At 73.4% G+C, this 17,264-nt stretch carries 17 protein-coding genes; 4 read left to right on the top strand and 13 right to left on the bottom strand.

Annotated features, from left to right (window positions below; translation table 11 throughout):
- Nucleotides 1–21 precede the first annotated feature (21 nt).
- The gene (locus ACUW6W_RS03845) at nucleotides 22–1,011 is read right to left on the bottom strand and encodes a cation diffusion facilitator family transporter (protein ID WP_036338702.1); all 990 of its coding nucleotides are present in this window, start codon (nucleotides 1,009–1,011) and stop codon (nucleotides 22–24) included.
- 146 nt (nucleotides 1,012–1,157) lie between these two features.
- Between ACUW6W_RS03845 and ACUW6W_RS03840 the strand changes: the two genes are divergently transcribed.
- Nucleotides 1,158–2,288, top strand: a complete 1,131-nt coding sequence (locus ACUW6W_RS03840) for a saccharopine dehydrogenase family protein (protein WP_036338699.1) — start codon at nucleotides 1,158–1,160, stop codon at nucleotides 2,286–2,288.
- A gap of 28 nt (nucleotides 2,289–2,316) precedes the next feature.
- Here ACUW6W_RS03840 and ACUW6W_RS03835 read toward each other — a convergent pair whose 3' ends face one another.
- The 3 genes from ACUW6W_RS03835 to ACUW6W_RS03825 all read right to left on the bottom strand — a co-directional run bounded on the left by ACUW6W_RS03835 (nucleotide 2,317) and on the right by ACUW6W_RS03825 (nucleotide 6,416).
- Nucleotides 2,317–3,969 (bottom strand): ABC1 kinase family protein, encoded by a 1,653-nt coding sequence (locus ACUW6W_RS03835; protein WP_036338696.1) that lies wholly within the window; start codon nucleotides 3,967–3,969, stop codon nucleotides 2,317–2,319.
- Nucleotides 3,970–4,012: 43 nt separating this feature from the next.
- A complete protein-coding gene (locus ACUW6W_RS03830; protein ID WP_174233307.1) occupies nucleotides 4,013–5,335 on the bottom strand; it encodes a DUF4921 family protein in 1,323 nt (440 codons plus the stop codon).
- Between the two features lie 70 nt (nucleotides 5,336–5,405).
- On the bottom strand, nucleotides 5,406–6,416 hold the full coding sequence (locus ACUW6W_RS03825) for an NADP-dependent oxidoreductase (protein ID WP_036338689.1): 1,011 nt from the start codon (nucleotides 6,414–6,416) through the stop codon (nucleotides 5,406–5,408).
- Nucleotides 6,417–6,603: 187 nt separating this feature from the next.
- Between ACUW6W_RS03825 and ACUW6W_RS03820 the strand changes: the two genes are divergently transcribed.
- Nucleotides 6,604–8,118: an acetyl-CoA hydrolase/transferase family protein gene (locus tag ACUW6W_RS03820; protein WP_036338687.1), complete on the top strand. Its 1,515-nt coding sequence runs from the start codon at nucleotides 6,604–6,606 to the stop codon at nucleotides 8,116–8,118.
- A gap of 139 nt (nucleotides 8,119–8,257) precedes the next feature.
- Here the strand turns inward: ACUW6W_RS03820 and ACUW6W_RS03815 are convergent, their stop codons facing one another.
- Together ACUW6W_RS03815 and ACUW6W_RS03810 are read right to left on the bottom strand one after the other, a co-directional pair.
- On the bottom strand, nucleotides 8,258–8,683 hold the full coding sequence (locus tag ACUW6W_RS03815) for a DoxX family protein (RefSeq protein WP_036338685.1): 426 nt from the start codon (nucleotides 8,681–8,683) through the stop codon (nucleotides 8,258–8,260).
- The gene (locus ACUW6W_RS03810) at nucleotides 8,683–9,102 is read right to left on the bottom strand and encodes an organic hydroperoxide resistance protein (protein ID WP_002855232.1); all 420 of its coding nucleotides are present in this window, start codon (nucleotides 9,100–9,102) and stop codon (nucleotides 8,683–8,685) included. Before ACUW6W_RS03810 ends, ACUW6W_RS03815 begins: the two co-directional genes overlap by 1 nt.
- A gap of 111 nt (nucleotides 9,103–9,213) precedes the next feature.
- On the opposite strand from ACUW6W_RS03810, the gene ACUW6W_RS03805 reads away from it, so the two are divergent.
- Nucleotides 9,214–9,702, top strand: coding sequence for a MarR family winged helix-turn-helix transcriptional regulator (locus ACUW6W_RS03805; protein ID WP_036338682.1), 489 nt, complete (start codon nucleotides 9,214–9,216; stop codon nucleotides 9,700–9,702).
- A 31-nt stretch (nucleotides 9,703–9,733) separates the two neighbouring features.
- On the opposite strand, the gene ACUW6W_RS03800 is transcribed toward ACUW6W_RS03805, so the two are convergent.
- The 5 genes from ACUW6W_RS03800 to ACUW6W_RS03780 form a co-directional block, all read right to left on the bottom strand.
- On the bottom strand, nucleotides 9,734–10,540 hold the full coding sequence (locus ACUW6W_RS03800) for an alpha/beta fold hydrolase (protein WP_036338733.1): 807 nt from the start codon (nucleotides 10,538–10,540) through the stop codon (nucleotides 9,734–9,736).
- Between the two features lie 26 nt (nucleotides 10,541–10,566).
- Nucleotides 10,567–11,577: an NADP-dependent oxidoreductase gene (locus tag ACUW6W_RS03795; RefSeq protein ID WP_069941693.1), complete on the bottom strand. Its 1,011-nt coding sequence runs from the start codon at nucleotides 11,575–11,577 to the stop codon at nucleotides 10,567–10,569.
- Between the two features lie 41 nt (nucleotides 11,578–11,618).
- Nucleotides 11,619–12,302: a type 1 glutamine amidotransferase domain-containing protein gene (locus ACUW6W_RS03790; RefSeq protein ID WP_069941694.1), complete on the bottom strand. Its 684-nt coding sequence runs from the start codon at nucleotides 12,300–12,302 to the stop codon at nucleotides 11,619–11,621.
- Between the two features lie 85 nt (nucleotides 12,303–12,387).
- Nucleotides 12,388–14,040 carry a ribosomal protection-like ABC-F family protein gene (gene abc-f, locus ACUW6W_RS03785; RefSeq protein WP_036340837.1) on the bottom strand — a complete coding sequence of 551 codons (1,653 nt, stop codon included), beginning with the start codon at nucleotides 14,038–14,040 and terminating at the stop codon, nucleotides 12,388–12,390.
- A 28-nt stretch (nucleotides 14,041–14,068) separates the two neighbouring features.
- Nucleotides 14,069–14,899 carry a patatin-like phospholipase family protein gene (locus ACUW6W_RS03780; protein ID WP_010080497.1) on the bottom strand — a complete coding sequence of 277 codons (831 nt, stop codon included), beginning with the start codon at nucleotides 14,897–14,899 and terminating at the stop codon, nucleotides 14,069–14,071.
- A gap of 7 nt (nucleotides 14,900–14,906) precedes the next feature.
- Here ACUW6W_RS03780 and ACUW6W_RS03775 point away from each other — a divergent pair, with 7 nt between their 5' ends.
- Nucleotides 14,907–15,707, top strand: coding sequence for a formate/nitrite transporter family protein (locus tag ACUW6W_RS03775; RefSeq protein WP_078025878.1), 801 nt, complete (start codon nucleotides 14,907–14,909; stop codon nucleotides 15,705–15,707).
- A 23-nt stretch (nucleotides 15,708–15,730) separates the two neighbouring features.
- Here the strand turns inward: ACUW6W_RS03775 and aqpZ are convergent, their stop codons facing one another.
- Both aqpZ and ACUW6W_RS03765 read right to left on the bottom strand, forming a co-directional pair.
- Nucleotides 15,731–16,513: an aquaporin Z gene (gene aqpZ / locus ACUW6W_RS03770; protein WP_080695007.1), complete on the bottom strand. Its 783-nt coding sequence runs from the start codon at nucleotides 16,511–16,513 to the stop codon at nucleotides 15,731–15,733.
- Between the two features lie 265 nt (nucleotides 16,514–16,778).
- Complete coding sequence (locus tag ACUW6W_RS03765; protein WP_036316396.1) at nucleotides 16,779–17,258, bottom strand: NUDIX domain-containing protein; 480 nt, start codon at nucleotides 17,256–17,258, stop codon at nucleotides 16,779–16,781.
- Between the last annotated feature and the right edge of the window lie 6 nt (nucleotides 17,259–17,264).

The raw sequence follows: 17,264 nt of genomic DNA, 5'->3' as shown, positions 1-17,264 counted from the left end.
TCGCCCGCCGGCCGCGCGGGCTCAGACGCGGGTGTTCTGCGATTCCGGGGCCAGGGGCGCGTGGGCGGGGTTGGACAGGGAGAGCACGACGGCGGCCACGCGCGGGTGTTCGAGGAGGGCGTCCTCCACGCGCTGGAGCAGGACCGCGGCCTCGCTCTCCCGCTCGTCCCCGGCCAGGTCCACGGCCCCGACGACGAAGAGCTTCTCCGGGCCGACGTACTCGAGGTGCAGGTAGCTCACGGAGAGCACCTCGGGCCGCTCCAGCAGCCAGCGCAGCACCCGGGTCCGGATCACCGGGTCGGCGACCTCGCCGACGAGGAACGCCATGTTCCGCGAGAGCAGGAAGATCGCGACGACCCCGAGCAGCACGCCCACGAGGATCGAGCCGGCGGCGTCCCACCGGGGGTCCCCGGTGAGCTGGTGCAGGGCGAGGGCGGCGGCCGCGATGGCCAGGCCGATCAGGGCCGAGGCGTCCTCCACCCACACGGCGCGCAGGGTGGGGTCCGAGGTCTGGCGCAGGAACGTGGCATCGCTGATGTGCCGCCGCTCCGCGTCGCGGCGGACGCGCCGATGCGCGTTCAGGAACGAGATGCCCTCGAGCACGAACGCGACGGCGAGCACGATGTACGCGATCGTGTACTCCGCCTCCTCCTCGGGGGCGGACCAGGCCGTGATCCCGTGCCAGACCGAGACCGCCGAGCCCACCGCGAACAGGCCGAAGGCCGCGACCATCGACCACACGTAGGCCGCGCGCCCGTAGCCCAGCGGGTGCCGCGCGTCGGGGGCTCGGCCGGCCCGACGCTCCGCCAGCAGCAGGAAGACCTCATTGCCGGCGTCGGCCCAGGAGTGCGCGGCCTCCGCCACCATCGCGGCTGAGCCGGTGACCGCGCCCACGATCGACTTGACGACGGCGATCACCGCGTTCACGCCGAGGGCGATCAGGACGGTCAGCAGGCTCTCGCCGCCGGTCTCGGCGGCGGGCGGGGCGACGGCGGGCGGGGTACGGGTCATCCCCCGAGTCTGCCCCTGCAGGCGGGTGCCGGGCCAGGCTCGCCATGTCCGGGTCCGCCGGTCCGGGAGCGCGAGATGGGGTCCACGCGGATCGGCGTCGCCGAGCCCGTGAGGTCTCCGCGTGCGCGGCCTAGCTGTAGGAGGGCATGACGGATTCTCCCCTGCACCTCGACCGCCCCGACGCCCCCCGCATCATCGTGCTCGGCGCGACGGGCTACGCCGGATCCCTCGTCGTGGACGCCCTCGTGGCCCAGGGCGCACGGCCCGTGCTGGCGGGCCGGAACCGGGACTCGCTCCAGCACGCGGCGAGGCGGCACGACGGGCTGGAGGTCGCCGTCGCCGACGCCGGGGACCCCGCCTCGCTGAGGGCCCTGGTCACGGAGGGCGATGTGCTGGTCTCCACGGTCGGCCCCTTCGAACGCTACGGCCGACCGGTCGCCCGCGCCGCCGCGGAGCGGGGCGCGCACTACGTGGACTCGACCGGTGAGGTCGGCTTCGTGAAGGACCTCAAGGCGGACCTGGACGCCACCGCCCGACGCACGGGCGCCACCCTGCTGCCCGCCCTCGGCTTCGACTACGCGCCGGGCATGCTCGCGGGCGGGCTCGCGCTGGCGCAGGCCGGTGGACGCGCACGGTCCCTGCAGATCGGCTACTTCGCCGACGGCGAGCTGGACCCGCGCGTCGACCTCAGCCACGGGACGCGCCAGACGATGGTAGACGCCCTCACCGAGCGGACGATCACGTGGCGCGGCGGGCGGCTGGCGACGACGGGCCCGGCCAGCCGGTCGGCCGTCTTCCGGGTCGACGGGCAGGACCGCCGCGGCGTGCTGTTCGGCGGCACGGAGTCCCTGTTCCTGCCGCGGATGCAGCCCGGCCTGGATGAGGTCGAGGTCTTCAACGGCTGGTTCCCGGCCCGGCCCACGCAGATCGGCGCCGCCGCCCTCGGCGCGGTGGGGTGGCTCCCCGGCGTCGCCCGCGGCGTGCAGGCCCTGCTGCGGCCCTTGGCCGGGGACCCGGGTGGCCCCGACGCCGCAGACCGGGCCCGCACGGGCTCCCGGGTCGGGGCGATCGCGCGCGACGCCGCCGGCCGCGTCGTCGCGGACGTGCACCTGCGCGGCCCCAACGCCTACACGTTGACCGGGGACCTCATGGCCTGGGGCGCCCGGCAGCTCGCCGCAGGCCGGGCCCTCGAGGCCGGCGTCGTCAGCCCGATCCAGGCGTTCGGCCTCGACGACTTCGAGACGGCCTGCGCCGCGGTCGGCCTGGTGCGGGCATGATCCCGACGACTGACCCCGCCCGTGGCCCTCAGCGGGGGCGACGCCGCGGGCGGCTGATCCAGGCCAGATAGGCGCTGCCGCCGGTCAGGGCGGCGCCGCCGGCGGCCACCACCGGCCCGGCGAAGCGGCCGAGCCGGTCCTTGTACGCCACGAGCACGTTCGTGCCGCCGGTGATCATCGCGGCCACCACCATGGCGGCCACCACCCGGTCGCCCGTCCGCTCGAGGCGCGTCACGAGCGGCTCGAGCTCGCTCGCGCGGACGGTGACGTCGATCCCGCCGTCGTCGATGCGTTCCATCACCTTGCGGGCGTACTCCGGCAGGTCGATGCCGAGCTCGGCCGCCGCGATCGTGGCCCGGCCGATCCGGCCCGCCACCCGCCGGGGGTCGAGGTGCTCCCCCACGAGGCGCAGGGCGAACGGGTCGAGCACGCGGGTGTAGTCGAAGCCGGGGTGCAGGCGGCGGCCGATGCCGTCCACGATGATCAGCATCCGCAGCAGCTGCACGAGCTCGGGCGGCAGGGACAGCCGGTGGCGCCGCACCAGGGCGAAGATCTCCGAGATCAGCTGCGCCACGCGGATGTCCTCGAGCTCGCGCCCCTCGAGGCGGCCGACGATCCGGGCCACCTCCAGCCGGAGCCGACGGCGGTCCACCGGGCCGCGCGGCGGGGCGATGTCCAGCAGGGCCCGCACCAGCCCGTCGGTGTCCTGCCGGGCCAGCGCCATGGCCAGGCCCGCGAACCGGCGTCGAAGGGACGGGGAGATCCGCCCCACGGAGCCGAAGTCGATGAACCCGACGGTCCCGTCCGGCTCGATGAACAGGTTGCCCGGGTGCGGGTCCGCATGGAACACGCCGTGCTCGAACACCATGGCCAGCAGCACGTCGGCGGCCCGGTACGCCAGCTCCTCCCGGTCGATGCCGGCGGCGTCGAGTCCGGCCAGGTCGTCCACGCGCAGCCCGGAGAGCTCCTGCATGGTCAGCACGCGCGAGGTGGTCAGGTCCCACTCGATCCACGGGAACCGCACGCCCGGGGTGTCCCGGAAGCCGGCGGCGATCTCCTCGCAGGCCCGCGCCTCCACCACGTAGTCGAGCTCGGCGCGCAGCGAGCGGTCGAACTCGTCCACCATGGCCGGCACGTCCAGGTCGGCGAAGGTCCGTGAGGCCCGCGACCACGTGGCCGCCAGCGTCCGCAGGATCTCCAGGTCCGCCTGGACCTGCTCCACCACACCGGGCTTGCGGACCTTCACGACGACGGCGCGCCCGTCATGCAGGCGCGCGCGGTGGGCCTGACCGATGGAGGCGGTGGCCAGGGGCGCCCGGTCGAACCAGGCGAACAGGGTGTCGACGTCGGCGCCGAGGTCCTCCTCGACCGTCCGGGCGACGGCCTCGAAGGGCACCGCCGACGTGCTGTCCGTGAGGCGGGCGAACGCCGCGCAGTAGGCCTCGGGGAACACGTCCGGGCGCGCCGAGATCAGCTGCCCGAGCTTCACGAAGGTGACGCCCAGCTCCTCGAACGTGCGCACGAACAGCTCGGGGCGGGCCTCGGCGTCGATGCCCAGGTGCGGCTCCCCCTCCTCGAGGGGCAGCCACCGGGAGAGCCCGGCCTGCACGGCCGTGGCCATGAGGCCGTTGCGGGCCATGACGTGGGCGATCTCGCGGTAGCGCTGCAGGTGGAGGGCCATGACGCCCACGCTACCGACCGCGCGGAGGGACGGGCCCCGCCGCTCAGTCCGCGTACCGGAGCATGCCCGGCCGGACCCGCGCGTCGGCCCCGATCCGCATCCCGTCCGCGAGCGCGCCCGCCGCCCACAGCTCCCGCAGCCTCGCCAGCACCCGGTCCCGCACGTCCCACGGGCTGAGGGTGTTGACGTTGATCTTGGTGGCGCCCTCGAAGCCGGCGAGTGTGGAGACGCGCCACTTGAGCATCACGCGCCACGGCATCGGGTCCGCGACGCCGGGCGGGCGGGTGTGCCACTCCTCGTTGGAGGGGACGTCCGGGCCGGTGGCCGCGTGGGCGGCGTGCAGCAGGTCGGAGACGGCGCGCAGCTCGGCCGCGGTCTGCCGCCACGGCTGCCCCACCGGGCTCGTGGAGTAGACCTCGACCGTCGGATACCGGTGACCGAAGCCGGCGAACATCACGGCGTGCTCGTTCGCGGCGATCATCAGGTCGTGCGCCACGGCCACGTCCAGCGCGGCCTGGTTGAACACCTGCGGGTCCTCGCGCAGCCGGTCCAGGGCGGCGACGTTCTGCGCGCCGACCTCGTCGATGGCCACGAGCTGCTTGTGCAGGTGGTCGAAGGAGGCGCCGGCGGGCTTGAGCCAGTTCTGGAACACGGAGACGTACCGCACGGCGGGCGTGGTCGCGTAGAGGTCCCGCATCGCGTCGGCGGTCAGGGCCATGAACGCGTGGTGCTCATCCGGGGTGAGGGTGCCCGAGGAGGCCAGCTGGTGGTCGTCCACGGCGCCGTCGACGAAGTGCCGCCGAGCGATCACGACGTCGTGCGTGCCGCCGAAGAATGCGGCCGACGCCCCGATCAGCTCCGCCTCGGACATCGCCGCCGCCTCCTCGGCGGAGCGGCCGGAGGCGCGCAGCTTCGCGGTGACGACGGCGCGCACGTGGGCGCGGCCGGCCTCGGTGGCCAGGTACTCGTCACGGCGGCGGCACGCGTCCGGGGGGAGCTCGTAGCCGTGGTTGAGACGCCAGTAGTCGTAGCTGAGGATCTCGAAGAGGTTGGGGACCCGGCGGAAGGCCGGGATCGTCTCCTCGAGCCGCTCCGCGGCCGGATGCCGCAGGATCTGCCAGGCCGGGGCGCCGTCGTCGGCCCTCGTGGAGACGATGCGTGACTTCTCCGGCGGCGTCTCCAGCATCCGGTGCTCGCAGAAGGCGCAGTGCCGGCCGTGCTGGGCGGGGTCGAGCGGCTGCGGGGCGGGCCGGACGAGGCCGAGCGGGCGGTGGCCGCGGCCGGGCACGGTCCAGACCTCGGTACCGGTGAAGGGGTTGCGCTGCTTGACGGTGCCGTCCGGCAGTCGGGTGAGGGGCTCGCTCACAGACGGGTGCACGAGGCCAGGATACGAGGCGGTGCCGGCCCGGGCAGGCCGGCGCCGACGCGCCCGCCGGTCAGAACTCGAGCAGCACCTTGCCCTTGGCATGGTGGGATTCGAGACGCTCGAACGCCTGCTCCCAGTCGGCCAGGGGGTAGCGGCTGTCCACGGTCACGGCCAGCTCGCCGGCGTCCACGAGCCGAACGAGCTCGGCCAGGCCCGCCCCGTCCGGATGCATGAGGAAGAACTCGTAGGTCACCCCGGCCTTCTTCGCGGCCCGGCGCACCTTCGCACTGGCCACCCGGGAGACGACGGCGGCCAGCGGCCGACGCGACGGGCGCGCGGTCTCACGAAGGCTGCCGGGGCTCGGCGGGCCCGCGATGGTCACCAGCCGGCCGCCGGGCTCGATCGAGCCGAGCAGCTCGGCCATCTGATCACCGCCGATGAGGTCGAACACCTTGTCGAAGCGTTCGCCCCCCTCTGCGACGGTGCGGGCGCGATAGTCGATCACCGCGTCGGCGCCGGCCTCGCGGACGTACGGCTCACCCGCCGCGGAGGCGGTCACGGTCACGTGCGCGCCGCGCAGGTGTGCCAAGCGCGTGGCGATCAGCCCGACGCCGCCGGCGGCCCCGGTGATCAGCAACCGCTCCCCGGGCTGCAGGTCCAGGTGCTCCGGGCCGAGTGCCTGCTGGGCGGTCAGGCCGGCGAGCGGCAGGCCGGCCGCGTCCGTCAGGGGCATGCGGGCGGGCGCGGCGGCCACCCAGTCCGCGCGCACCGCGGCCAGCTCGGCGAACGCCCCGTGGCCGGAGGGGTCCACGCGGGTGATCACCGCGTCACCCGGGGCGAACGCGGTCACCCCGGCGCCCACGGTCTCGACGATGCCGCTGAGCTCGTTGCCGGCGACCGTGGGGAAGTCGTCGGGGGCGATGGCCTTGAAGTCGCCTTCGCGATGCATCGCGTCGACGGGGTTGAGGCCGACCGCGCGGGTGCGGATCAGCACCTCGCCGGCGCCGGCCGTGGGGGCGGGGACGTCGGTGAGGGCCATGGCCTCACGGCCACCGTAGGACTGGAGGACGAGTGCTCGCATGCCGCCGAGCCTAGGCGCGCCGACCCGGAGTGCCGAGCCCTGTTCGCCGTCGTCGATCACGCAGGTCGGGCTCGGCGACTTCCGGCGTGATCATCCCCACGGCCACCCGTGACGCGGGTACGCTGATCGCTGTTCCACGTCACAGCGCTCTCGCTCGACTCGTCTCACCCGCACGGAGGCCTCACCCATGTCGTCCCGCATCCACCACCCCGGCCTCCGGTCGAAGGTGATGTCCGCCGCGGAGGCGGCGGCGTTCATCCAGCACGGCACCACCGTGGGCATGAGCGGGTTCACGGGGTCCGGCTACCCGAAGGCCGTGCCGACGGCGCTGGCCGAGCGGGCCAAGGAGCTGCACGCGCGCGGCGAGGAGTTCCGCATCAACCTCCACACGGGGGCGTCCACCTCCGCGGAGATGGACGGTGCGCTGGCCGAGGCGGACGCCGTCGCGCTGCGCACCCCGTTCCAGTCGGACCCGACGATGCGCGCCAAGATCAACGCGGGCGCGATCGAGTACATCGACACACACCTGTCCCACCTGGCGCAGACCGTGTGGAACGGCTTCTACGGGCCCATGACCACCGCGGTGATCGAGGTGTCCGGGATCCGCGAGGACGGCCGTCTCGTCCCCAGCTCCTCCGTGGGCAACAACAAGTCCTGGATCGACCTGGCGGATCAGGTGATCCTCGAGGTCAACTCGTGGCAGAGCGAGGACCTCGAGGGTCTGCATGACGTCTACTACGGCACCGCGCTGCCCCCGCACCGCACGCCGATCATGCTCACCCACCCCGCGGACCGCATCGGTGAGACGTACCTGCGGTGCGATCCGGCCAAGGTGGTGGCCGTCGTCGAGACCCACGCCCCGGACCGCAACTCCCCCTTCAAGCCCGCCGACGCGGACTCGATCGCGATCGCCCAGCACCTCGTGGAGTTCTTCGAGCACGAGGTGGCCCAGGGCCGGTACGACGAGCGACTGCTGCCGCTGCAGTCGGGCGTGGGCAACATCGCGAACGCGGTGATGTCCGAGCTGGTGAAGTCCCGGTTCACGGGCCTGTCCGCGTTCACCGAGGTGGTGCAGGACGGCATGCTCGACGCCCTGGACTCCGGCACCCTGGCGACCGCGTCCGCGACCGCGTTCTCCCTGTCCACCGAGGCCGCCGAACGGTTCAACGACAACGCCGCGAAGTATCGGGACAAGCTGATCCTGCGCACCCAGGAGATCTCCAACCACCCCGAGCTCGTGCGTCGCCTCGGCATCCTCGCCATGAACGGCATGCTCGAGGCCGACCTGTACGGCAACGTGAACTCCACGCACCTGATGGGCACGAAGATGATGAACGGCCTCGGCGGCTCCGGCGACTTCGCCCGCAACGCGTTCACCTCGTTCTTCCTCACCCCCTCCACGGCCAAGGGCGGGGACATCTCCTGCATCGTGCCGATGGTCTCGCACGTGGACCACACCGAGCACGACGTGCACGTGGTGGTCACCGAGCAGGGGCTGGCCGACCTGCGCGGCCTCTCCCCCAAGCAGCGCGCCCGCACGATCATCGACACGTGCGCGCACCCGGACTACAGGGAGCAGCTGCGGGACTACTTCGACCGCGCGATGCGCGGGTCGGACGGCCTGCACACCCCGCACCTGTTGGGCGAGTCCCTGTCCTGGCACCAGCGCTTCCTCGAGACCGGGACGATGCGTCAAGGCTGACGGCCCGCCGGACCGGACACCTGCGGGACACCTGCGACGGGGCACCCTACAGTGGGCCGCGCCTCGCGGCAGGGTGAGATCACGCCGGCTCCGGGCACGTGCCCGGAGCCGGCCCAGGGCCGCAGGACCGGCGACGGCGTCAGCCGCGCCCGCCCTGCTCCCGCTCGGGGATTCCCGCGGCCCACAGGGCGGCCGCGATGAGGGCGGGCTGGCCGAAGAGCCGCGCCAGGCGGCGACCGTCCGTGTCCAGCCCGAAGCCGTCCTTGCGCTCGGCGTACTGCCCGATGTTCCCGGGGTAGATCGCGGTGTAGAAGGCCGCCAGGGCGGTGCCGGTCAGGCGGCGCTGCCCGGGGAGCGCCAGCAGAGCGGCCCCGAGGCCGATCTCGGCCACGCCGGATCCGAGCACCACGAGGTCCGCCGGGAGCGGGACCCACGAGGGCACCTGGGCGCGGAACTCACGGCGTGCCACGGTGAGGTGGGACAGCCCCGCGGCGGTCATGAACCCGCCGAGGCCGAGGCGGGCGGCGGTCTGGGAGAGGGGGACAGGCTGCCGGTGCTTCGTCATCACGCCTCCCCGAGCTCGAGGACGACGTCGATGTTGCCCCGGGTGGCGTTCGAATAGGGGCACACCTGATGCGCCTGCTCCATGAGGGCGCGGGCCTGATCCGCGGGGACATTGGGGAGCACGACCTCGAGGGTGACCTCCAGGCCGAAGCCCTCACCCTGGCGGCCGATGCCCACGCGCGCGCCGACGGAGGAGTCGGTGATGTCGGCACGGGAGGCACGGGCGACCATCTGCAGGGCCGAGTGGAAGCACGCGGCGTAGCCGGCGGCGAACAGCTGCTCGGGGTTGGTGCCCTGGCCGGAGCCGCCCATTTCGGTGGGCACGGCGAGGTCGAGGTCGACCCGCCCGTCGGTGGTGCGGACATGGCCGTCGCGGCCGGCGCCGGTGCTGAGCGCCTCGGCGGTGTAGATGGTCTCCATAGGAGGTCCTTTCATCCGCCCGCCCCGTGCGGGACGAGTCGGCTCCAGCCTGCCACCCTGTTAGGTCGCGCGCAACCAAGTCGCTCCCCAGCGACCACTAGAATCGCTTCCATGGATGCCGCGCCGACCCCCAGCCTCGCCCTCGAGGACCAGCTCTGCTTCGCCCTGCACCGGGCGGCGCGCGCCGTCACGCGCGGCTACGGCCCCCTGCTGTCCCGCCTCGGCCTCACCTACCCTCAGTACCTCGTGATGCTCACCCTGTGGCAGGCGGAGGGTGACGCCTCGGCCGAGACGGAGGCGTCGACACCGGACGCCGGGGCGCTGGGAGTCGGCGCGCTGCGGGACCGGCTCGGCATGGACAACGGGACGATCACACCCCTGGTGCGGCGCCTGGCCGGCATGGGGCTCGTCACGCGGGAGCGCGACGTCCACGACGAGCGACGCGTGCTGGTCCGGCTGACGGACGAGGGGCGAGCGCTGCGGGCGTCCGCCCGGACGGTCCCGGTGGACGCCCTCACCCGGATCCCCCTCGACACCACCGAGCGCCAGGTCCTCATGGACCTGCTGAACCGGATCACCGAGGCCGCCGGGCCGCGCTGAGACGGCGGGAGCGGCCCGCGCGGAGCGCGGGTCAGCGCACCCGGTCCAGGATCGCCCGAGCGACGGCATCCGCCTCACGCTCGGGCAGCCAGTGGTCCGCGTCGAGCTTCACGAACCGGTACTCCCCCGCCACCTGCCCGGCCGTGAGCTCGGCGGCCCGCGGCCCCAGGGCCGCGTCCCGGGTGCCCCACACGTACGTGGTGGGGACCGTCACGGGCGCGCTGCGCGTGGTGGTCACCAGATCCGGGTTCGCCCGATACCAGTTCACCGGGCCGCGCAGGCTCTGCGGGGTGGAGAACCGGCGGGCGTAGTGCTCCGCCCCGGGGACCTGCCCCCGTTGCAGCAGGGAGCCCAGCCGTCGGGCGAGGATTCGTTCGGGGAGGGCCGGCGCCTGGAAGGCGGCGATGTACCAGCTGCGGCGCAGCTGGTCCGGGCCGCGCAGGGCGCGGGCCAGGGCGGCCGGGTGCGGCGTGGACAGGACCGTCAGGGACGCGACGCGCTCGGGGTGGGCGGTGGCCAGCGCCCAGGCGACGGCGCCACCCCAGTCATGGCCGACGACGTGGACGCGCCGCGCCCCCGCCGCGTCCGCCAGCGCGACGGCGTCCCCCACGAGCGCCGGGAGGCGATAGGCCGCCGTCGCCCGCGGAGCGGCCCCCGGGGAGTAGCCGCGCTGATCCGGGGCGAGCGTGCGCAGCCCCGCGGCGTGCAGCAGCGGTTCGACATGCCTCCAGGACGTGGCGTCCTGCGGGAAGCCGTGCAGCAGCAGGACCACCTCCCCCTCGGCCGGCCCGCCGTCGCGGACGTCGAAGGTCAGGCCCTGATGCCGGAAGGTGTCCATGCCGCCCCCGAGTGCGCCGTCGCCCGTCACAGCCGGACGAGCATCTTCCCCGTGTTGGCACCCTCGAGCAGGTCGATGAACGCCTGGGGTGCGTTCTCCAGCCCCTCCCGGACGGTCTCGTCCCACTGGATCTTCCCGGCGGCGACCCACGGGCCCACGCGCTCCAGGAACTCGGGGCGGACCTGCGCTGCGTACTTCTGCAGGACGAAGCCGCGCAGGGTCAGGCACTTGCCGATCGCCAGGGCGAGGTTGCGCGGGGCGGCCGGCGGCTCCGTCGAGTTGTACTGGGCGATCGCGCCGCACATCGCCACGCGGCCGTCGACCCGCATCGCGGCGATGGCGGCCTCGAGGTGGTCGCCGCCCACGTTGTCGAAGTAGACGTCGATGCCCTCCGGCGCCGCCTCGGCCAGCAGATCGGTGGGCGAGCCGTCGTGGTAGTCGAACGCGGCGTCGAAGCCCAGCTCCTTCACCCGCGCCACCTTCTCGGGCGTGCCCGCCGAGCCGACCACGCGCGAGGCGCCCAGCAGGCGGGCGATCTGGCCGGCGACCGAGCCGACGGCCCCCGCGGCGCCCGAGATGAAGACGGCGTCGCCCTCCTGCATCTCGGCCACGTGCACGAGGCCGGTGTAGGCGGTCAGACCCGTCATGCCCAGCACGCCCAGGTAGGTGCTGTCCGAGAACTGGGAGGTGTCCACGACCTGGACGGTGTCGCCGTCGAGGACGGCGTGCTCGCGCCAGCCGCGGCCGTGGAGCACGGACGTGCCCTCCGGCACGTCCGCGTGGCGCGAGGCGATCACGGTGCCCACCGCGCCGCCGTCGAGGGGGGCGTCGAGTTGGAACGGAGGCACGTAGGACTCGACGTCGTTCATGCGGCCGCGCATGTACGGGTCCACGGACATCACGGTGTTGCGCACGAGGACCTGGCCCTCGGCGAGCTCGGGGAGCTCGACCTCCGTGAGGCGGAAGTTCTCCGGCGTCGGGGCGCCGTGGGGGCGGGAGGCGAGGTGGATCTCGCGCGTGCGGGTGGGGGTGCTCATGGTGGTCTCCTCGGGGTCGGGGCGGCGGGCTCGGTGGAGGGTCAGCGCGCGAGCAGGTCCAGGAGGCGGCGGGCGGCGTCGGCGGAGGAGGCCGGGTTCTGGCCGGTCACCAGGGTGCCGTCCGTGACCACGAAGCTCTCCCCGTCCGGGCCCTTGCGGTAGTCCGCGCCGGCGGCGATCAGCGAGTCCTCGACGAGGAACGGGACGACGTCCGTCAGCTGGGCGGCCTCCTCCTCGCCGTTGGTGAACCCGGTGACCTGACGGCCGCGCACGAACGGGGTGCCGTCGGCGGCGGTGATCGGGTGCAGGATCCCGGGCGCGTGGCAGACGAGGCCGAGCGGGCGCCCGGCCGCGTCGCTGTCGAGGATGATCCGCGTGGAGTCGGCGTCGGACACCAGGTCCCACAGCGGGCCGTGACCGCCCGGGTAGAAGACGGCGTCGAACCCGTCCACGTCCACCTGCGCCAGGGGCGTGGTGTGGGCCAGGGCGGCCTTGGCCTCCTCGTCCTGGTCGAACCGGCGGGTGGCCTCGGTCTGCATCTCCGGCTTCGAGCTCGTCGGGTCGATGGGCGGCTGGCCGCCGCGGGGCGAGGCGAGGGTGACCTCGTGGCCGGCGTCCGTGAAGACATAGTAGGGCGAGGCGAACTCCTCGAGCCAGAACCCGGTCTTGCGGCCGGTGTCGCCCAGCTGGTCGTGCGAGGTGAGGATCATCAGGATGCGGGACATGTCTGGGGCCCTTTCGTCGGTGGGGACTGAACTCTCATGGTCGTACACAACCGAATCTCGGGCAAGGGTGACGGTGCCCGGGTCGTCAGCGCTCCGTCACCCGCCCGTCCTGGACCTGCCAGCGACGGTCGGTGCGGACGGTGTCCAGCATGCGGCGGTCGTGGGTGACGAGCAGCAGGGCGCCCTCATAGGTCTCCAGGGCCTGTTCGAGCTGCTCGATGGCCTCCAGGTCCAGGTGGTTGGTGGGCTCGTCGAGCACCAGGACGTTCACCCCGCGGGCCTGGAGCAGGGCCAGGGATGCCCGGGTGCGCTCGCCGGGCGAGAGCTCGTCCACGGGGCGGTTCACGTGGTCGGCCTTGAGGCCGAACTTGGCCAGCAGGGTGCGCACCTCCCCGGAGGCCATCTCGGGCACGAGCGCCTCGACGGCCGCGGCGAGCGGGACGGTCCCGGCCAGCAGCGAGCGCGCCTGGTCGATCTCCCCGATCTGCACGCTGGACCCCAGGGCGGCCGTGCCCTCGTCCGGGGCCTGGCGGCCCAGCAGCGCGCGCAGCAGGGTGGACTTGCCGGCCCCGTTGGGCCCGGTGATGCCGATCCGCTCCCCCGCGTTCACCTGGAGGGACACCGGGCCGAGCGTGAAGCCTCCCTGCCGGAAGACGGCGTCGTTGAGGGTGGCGACCACCGAGCTGGAGCGCGGCGCCGCACCGATGGTGAACTCCAGCCTCCACTCCTTGCGCGGCTCCTCCACCTCCTCCAGGCGCGCGATGCGGCTCTCCATCTGCCGGACCTTCTGGGCCTGCTTCTCGCTCGACTCACTGTTGGCCCTGCGGCGCAGCTTGTCGTTGTCCGGGGACTTCTTCATCGCGTTGCGCACGCCCTGGCTGGACCACTCCCGCTGGATGCGGGCGCGGGAGACGAGGTCCTGCTTCTGCTCGGCGAACTCCTCGTACTTCTCCCGGGCCTGGCGGCGCAGGGTGGCCCGCTCCTCGAGGTAGGCCTCGTAGCCGCCGCCGTAGACGCGGTTGGTGCGCTGGGCGAGGTCGAGCTCCAGGACGCGGGTGACGCAGCGGGCCAGGAACTCGCGGTCGTGGCTCACCAGCACGACGCCGCCGCGCAGCTCCTGCACGAAGGCCTCCAGGCGGGTCAGACCGTCGAGGTCCAGGTCGTTGGTGGGCTCGTCCAGGAGCACGACGTCGAAGCGGGAGAGCAACAGCGCGGCGAGGCCGACGCGGGCGGCCTGCCCACCGGAGAGGGAGGTCATGAGGACCTGTTCCGGGGAGGCGGAGAGGTCGAGGCCGAGGTCGGCCAGGACGGCGGGGATGCGCTCCTCCAGGTCCGCGGCGCCGGAGGCCAGCCAGCGGGTGAGGGCGGTGTTGTAGCGGTCTGCGGCGGCGTCCGTGACGTCCGGGTCCGCCAGGCCCGAAGCGGAGGCGTCCATCTCTCGAGTGGCCTCGGCGCAGCCGGTGCGGCGGGCGATGTACCCGGCGACCGTCTCCCCCGGCACCCGCTCGCGCTCCTGCGGCAGCCAGCCCACGAACGCGTCGGCCGGGGCCAGGCTGACCGTGCCGGCCTGCGGCGCGAGGTCCCCGCCGAGGATGCGCAGCAGGGTGGACTTGCCCGCGCCGTTGGCCCCCACGACGCCGACGACGTCCCCGGGCGCGACCGTGAGGTCCAGATCCTCGAAGAGCGTGCGGTGGCCGTGGCCGCCGGCGAGGCCGGAGGCGACAAGGGTGGCGGTCATGGTGCTCCTGACGGAAGTGCGGCGGGCGTCAGGCCATTCTGCCGCGACTGAGCTCCACGAGCTTCTCGGCCCGGGCGCGCGTCGCCTCCTCTCCCGCCGCGATGGCGACGCCGGAGCTGCGGAAGTCCGCGACCGTCATCCCCTCGATCGGCGGGCTGATGAGCACGTCCGGCCGGTAGAGCGAGAGCCGGACGGTGGTGAGCTGGGCCTGCATGACGTCGATCGCCCGCATGGCCTGGCGCAGCGACGTGGCGGGCGAACGGCGGGTGCGGGTGCGCGCCCCGGGCTCCGGCCGCTCCAGGGGCTCGAGCGTGGTGGCATCGACGGCGATCACCCGCTGCGCGCCCAGGAAGCGCACCCCGTCCACCGGGATCTGGTTGAGGATGCCGCCGTCCACCAGCACGGAGTCCCCCACGGTCACCGGCTCCAGCGCGCCGGGGTAGGCGGTGGTCGCCTGGATCGCGGTGATGAGGTCCCCGGTGTGCAGGTAGCGGGTCTGGCCCTCGACGACGTCGGCCGCGGTGAGCACCAGGGGAATCTGCAGCTCCTCGAAGGTGTCCGGGAGCAGCTCGCGGAGCCAGGCCCGCAGCCTCTCGCTGGAGAGGATGCCGCCGGTCAGGCCCCAGTTGATGAGCCGCGGCCAGTCCACGCTCCGCTCGATCTTCTCGAGCGAGGCGGCGTCATGACCGGCGGCTATGAGCGCGCCGAGGAGGCCGCCCATGCTCGTTCCCGCGAGCACGTCCGGGCGGATGTCGAGCTCCTCGAGCACCCGCCAGACCCCGATGTGGCACAGCCCGCGCGCTCCTCCGCCGCCCAGGGCGAGGCCCAGCCGACCCGTGGGCCGTTCGTCATGCATCATCGGCCCAGTGTGCCACGGACATGACCGTGAAGGGAGCGATGCCGGTCAGTCCGTCTCCGGCAGGCCGGCGGCCCACAGGGCGGCGGCAGACGAGGGCGCGGAACGCCTGCATCGGTCCCTCACCGTCCTGACGACCACCGGGTTCCTGGGCGGCGTCGAGATCACGATCGGCCTGCTCGCGTACCTGCTCACGCTCCACGAGACGGGCAGCCACCTTCTGGCCGGACTCGCGTTCTCCATCGGCCTGGTCAGCCTGTTCCTCGCCCACTCCGAGCTCTTCACGGAGGGGTTCTACTACCCGATCACCGCGATCGCCGCCGGCCGGGGCACGTGGATGGAGCTGCTGCGTCTGTGGGCGGTGACCCTCGTGATGAACCTCCTCGGCGGCACCGTGATGATCGCCCTCGTGGTGGCGGGGTTCCCCGACCTGCACGGCACCCTGGCCGAGAGCGCCCACCACTTCCTGGACATCGGCTTCAGCTGGCAGGGCGCCGCCCTGGCGGTCCTGGCCGGGGTGGCGATCACCCTCGTGACGCGGATGCAGGCCGGGACGGACAGCCCGACGGCGATGATCGTCGCGTCCGTCGCCGGAGCCATCGTCCTCGCCGGCGGTTCGCTCTTCCATTCGGTGATGGACTCGATCCTCATCATCGGAGCCATCCTGTCCGGAGCGCACGGCGTGGGGTGGCTCGAGTGGCTCAGTTGGGTGTGGTGGGTGATCCCCCTGAACATCCTCGGCGGGCTGGCGCTGACGACGGCGCCGCGCCTGCTGCGTTCCAAGGAGGTGCGGGAAGAGACGGGGCGGTGAGGGCAGGGCCCGAATGACAGGGATCAGACGGCGTCCCGCGTCCCGTCGGCGGCGGGCTCGGGCAGCTCCTCGGTCACCCGGGAGGTGTTGGGGAAGACGAAGCGGTAGCTGAGACCGGCGACCGCGGCGCCCAACAACGGGGCCACGAAGAACAGCCAGACCTGGCCGAGGGCGTCCCCGCCCGCGAACAGGGCCACGCCGAAGGAGCGAGCGGGGTTCACGGAGGTGTTCGACACGGGGATGGAGATCAGGTGGATCAGCGTGAGGGTCAGGCCGATGGCCAGCGGCGCGAAGCCGGACGGAGCACGGCGGTCCGTGGCGCCGAGGATGACGTAGAGGAACACGGCGGTCAGCAGCACCTCGGTCAGGAACACCGCGCCCATCGAGTAGCCCGCGGGCGAGAGTTCGCCATAGCCGTTGGTGGCCAGGCCGTTCTCCGCAAGCGAGTAGCCCGGACGACCGGAGGCGATCGCCAGCAGCACGCCGCCGGCCGCCACGCCGCCCACGAGCTGGGCGATCCAGTACGGCACAGTGAGCTTCCACGGCAGACGACCCGCGAGCGCCGCACCCAGCGTGACGGCCGGGTTGAAGTGACCGCCGGAGATGTGGCCTACGGCGTAGGCCATGGCCACCACGGTCAGGCCGAAGGCGAGGGCGACGCCGAGGAAGCCGATGCCCATGTTGACGCCTGTGGCGTCGTCGATCACGGAGGCGGAGAACACGGCCGCACCGGCGCCGCCGAAGACGAGCACGAAGGTGCCGAGGAGCTCGGCGGAGAGCTTGGAGACGAGCGGGGAGTCGTTCATGGTGGTCCTGTCAGAAGGTCTGGGGGGTGGGATCCTTTCGCTACGGTACCCGAGCCGGGGCATCCTCCCCGGAGGGTCCTCGACCTCTTCCGCTGCCACGGCAGCGCCGTCCGTGGGACCGTCCCGCCGTTGCCTGGGCGCACCGTCTCGTCCCGCGTCCACTCTCCTGGCCGGGCCGCCACGATCACCTCCGCAGATCAGACGGCGGCCCTCATCCAGGACGGGGACGCCGCCGGGCACCGCTCGTCCGGCCGGGGGCCGGGCCTCAGCCCGCCGGCTGATCCACCCCCGCGGCGGGACGCCCGTCCTCCAGGTAGACGCAGTGCGCGGCGTCCCAGGCGGCGTCGACGCGGCGGGCGATCGCCGGGCGCAGGAGCTTCCGGGCCTCCTGGCGCGTCACGAAGCGATGCTCGGAGGCCTCGTCCTCCTGCAGGCCGATGGCGGCGACGTCCGCGGCAGTGAGCGGGTGGACGGCGCGGAAGAGGAAGCGCAGGCCGGTCCGGCCGTCGGCTTTGCTGGGCCGCGTGTCGACGGCGACGAGCCGCCCGGCGGTCACCTCCAGGCCCGTCTCCTCCCGGACCTCGCGGCGGCAGCCGTCCCAGGGGGTCTCGCCGTCGTCCTCCATGATCCCGCCGGGGATGGTCCACCCCTTCTTGTAGGTGGGCTTGAGCACGAGCAGGCGGCCGGCCTCGTCGAAGAGGAGGCAGCCGCAGGAGACGGGGACGGAAGGAATCAGGAAGGACATGGCGCC

This window comes from Micrococcus sp. 093350064-1, assembly GCF_053627955.1.
Note: the sequence above shows the minus strand (reverse complement) of the source record. Positions and strands in the feature narration are given on the sequence as shown.

Excerpts from the sequence above, each read along its gene's own strand:
- ACUW6W_RS03845 (WP_036338702.1), bottom strand. The coding sequence starts at position 1,011 with ATGACCCGTACCCCGCCCGCCGTCGCCCCGCCCGCCGCCGAGACCGGC.
- ACUW6W_RS03840 (WP_036338699.1), top strand. The coding sequence starts at position 1,158 with ATGACGGATTCTCCCCTGCACCTCGACCGCCCCGACGCCCCCCGCATC.
- ACUW6W_RS03835 (WP_036338696.1), bottom strand. The coding sequence starts at position 3,969 with ATGGCCCTCCACCTGCAGCGCTACCGCGAGATCGCCCACGTCATGGCC.
- ACUW6W_RS03825 (WP_036338689.1), bottom strand. The coding sequence starts at position 6,416 with ATGCGAGCACTCGTCCTCCAGTCCTACGGTGGCCGTGAGGCCATGGCC.
- ACUW6W_RS03820 (WP_036338687.1), top strand. The coding sequence starts at position 6,604 with ATGTCGTCCCGCATCCACCACCCCGGCCTCCGGTCGAAGGTGATGTCC.
- ACUW6W_RS03815 (WP_036338685.1), bottom strand. The coding sequence starts at position 8,683 with ATGACGAAGCACCGGCAGCCTGTCCCCCTCTCCCAGACCGCCGCCCGC.
- ACUW6W_RS03810 (WP_002855232.1), bottom strand. The coding sequence starts at position 9,102 with ATGGAGACCATCTACACCGCCGAGGCGCTCAGCACCGGCGCCGGCCGC.
- ACUW6W_RS03805 (WP_036338682.1), top strand. The coding sequence starts at position 9,214 with ATGGATGCCGCGCCGACCCCCAGCCTCGCCCTCGAGGACCAGCTCTGC.
- ACUW6W_RS03800 (WP_036338733.1), bottom strand. The coding sequence starts at position 10,540 with ATGGACACCTTCCGGCATCAGGGCCTGACCTTCGACGTCCGCGACGGC.
- ACUW6W_RS03795 (WP_069941693.1), bottom strand. The coding sequence starts at position 11,577 with ATGAGCACCCCCACCCGCACGCGCGAGATCCACCTCGCCTCCCGCCCC.
- ACUW6W_RS03790 (WP_069941694.1), bottom strand. The coding sequence starts at position 12,302 with ATGTCCCGCATCCTGATGATCCTCACCTCGCACGACCAGCTGGGCGAC.
- abc-f (WP_036340837.1), bottom strand. The coding sequence starts at position 14,040 with ATGACCGCCACCCTTGTCGCCTCCGGCCTCGCCGGCGGCCACGGCCAC.
- ACUW6W_RS03780 (WP_010080497.1), bottom strand. The coding sequence starts at position 14,899 with ATGATGCATGACGAACGGCCCACGGGTCGGCTGGGCCTCGCCCTGGGC.
- aqpZ (WP_080695007.1), bottom strand. The coding sequence starts at position 16,513 with ATGAACGACTCCCCGCTCGTCTCCAAGCTCTCCGCCGAGCTCCTCGGC.
- ACUW6W_RS03765 (WP_036316396.1), bottom strand. The coding sequence starts at position 17,258 with ATGTCCTTCCTGATTCCTTCCGTCCCCGTCTCCTGCGGCTGCCTCCTC.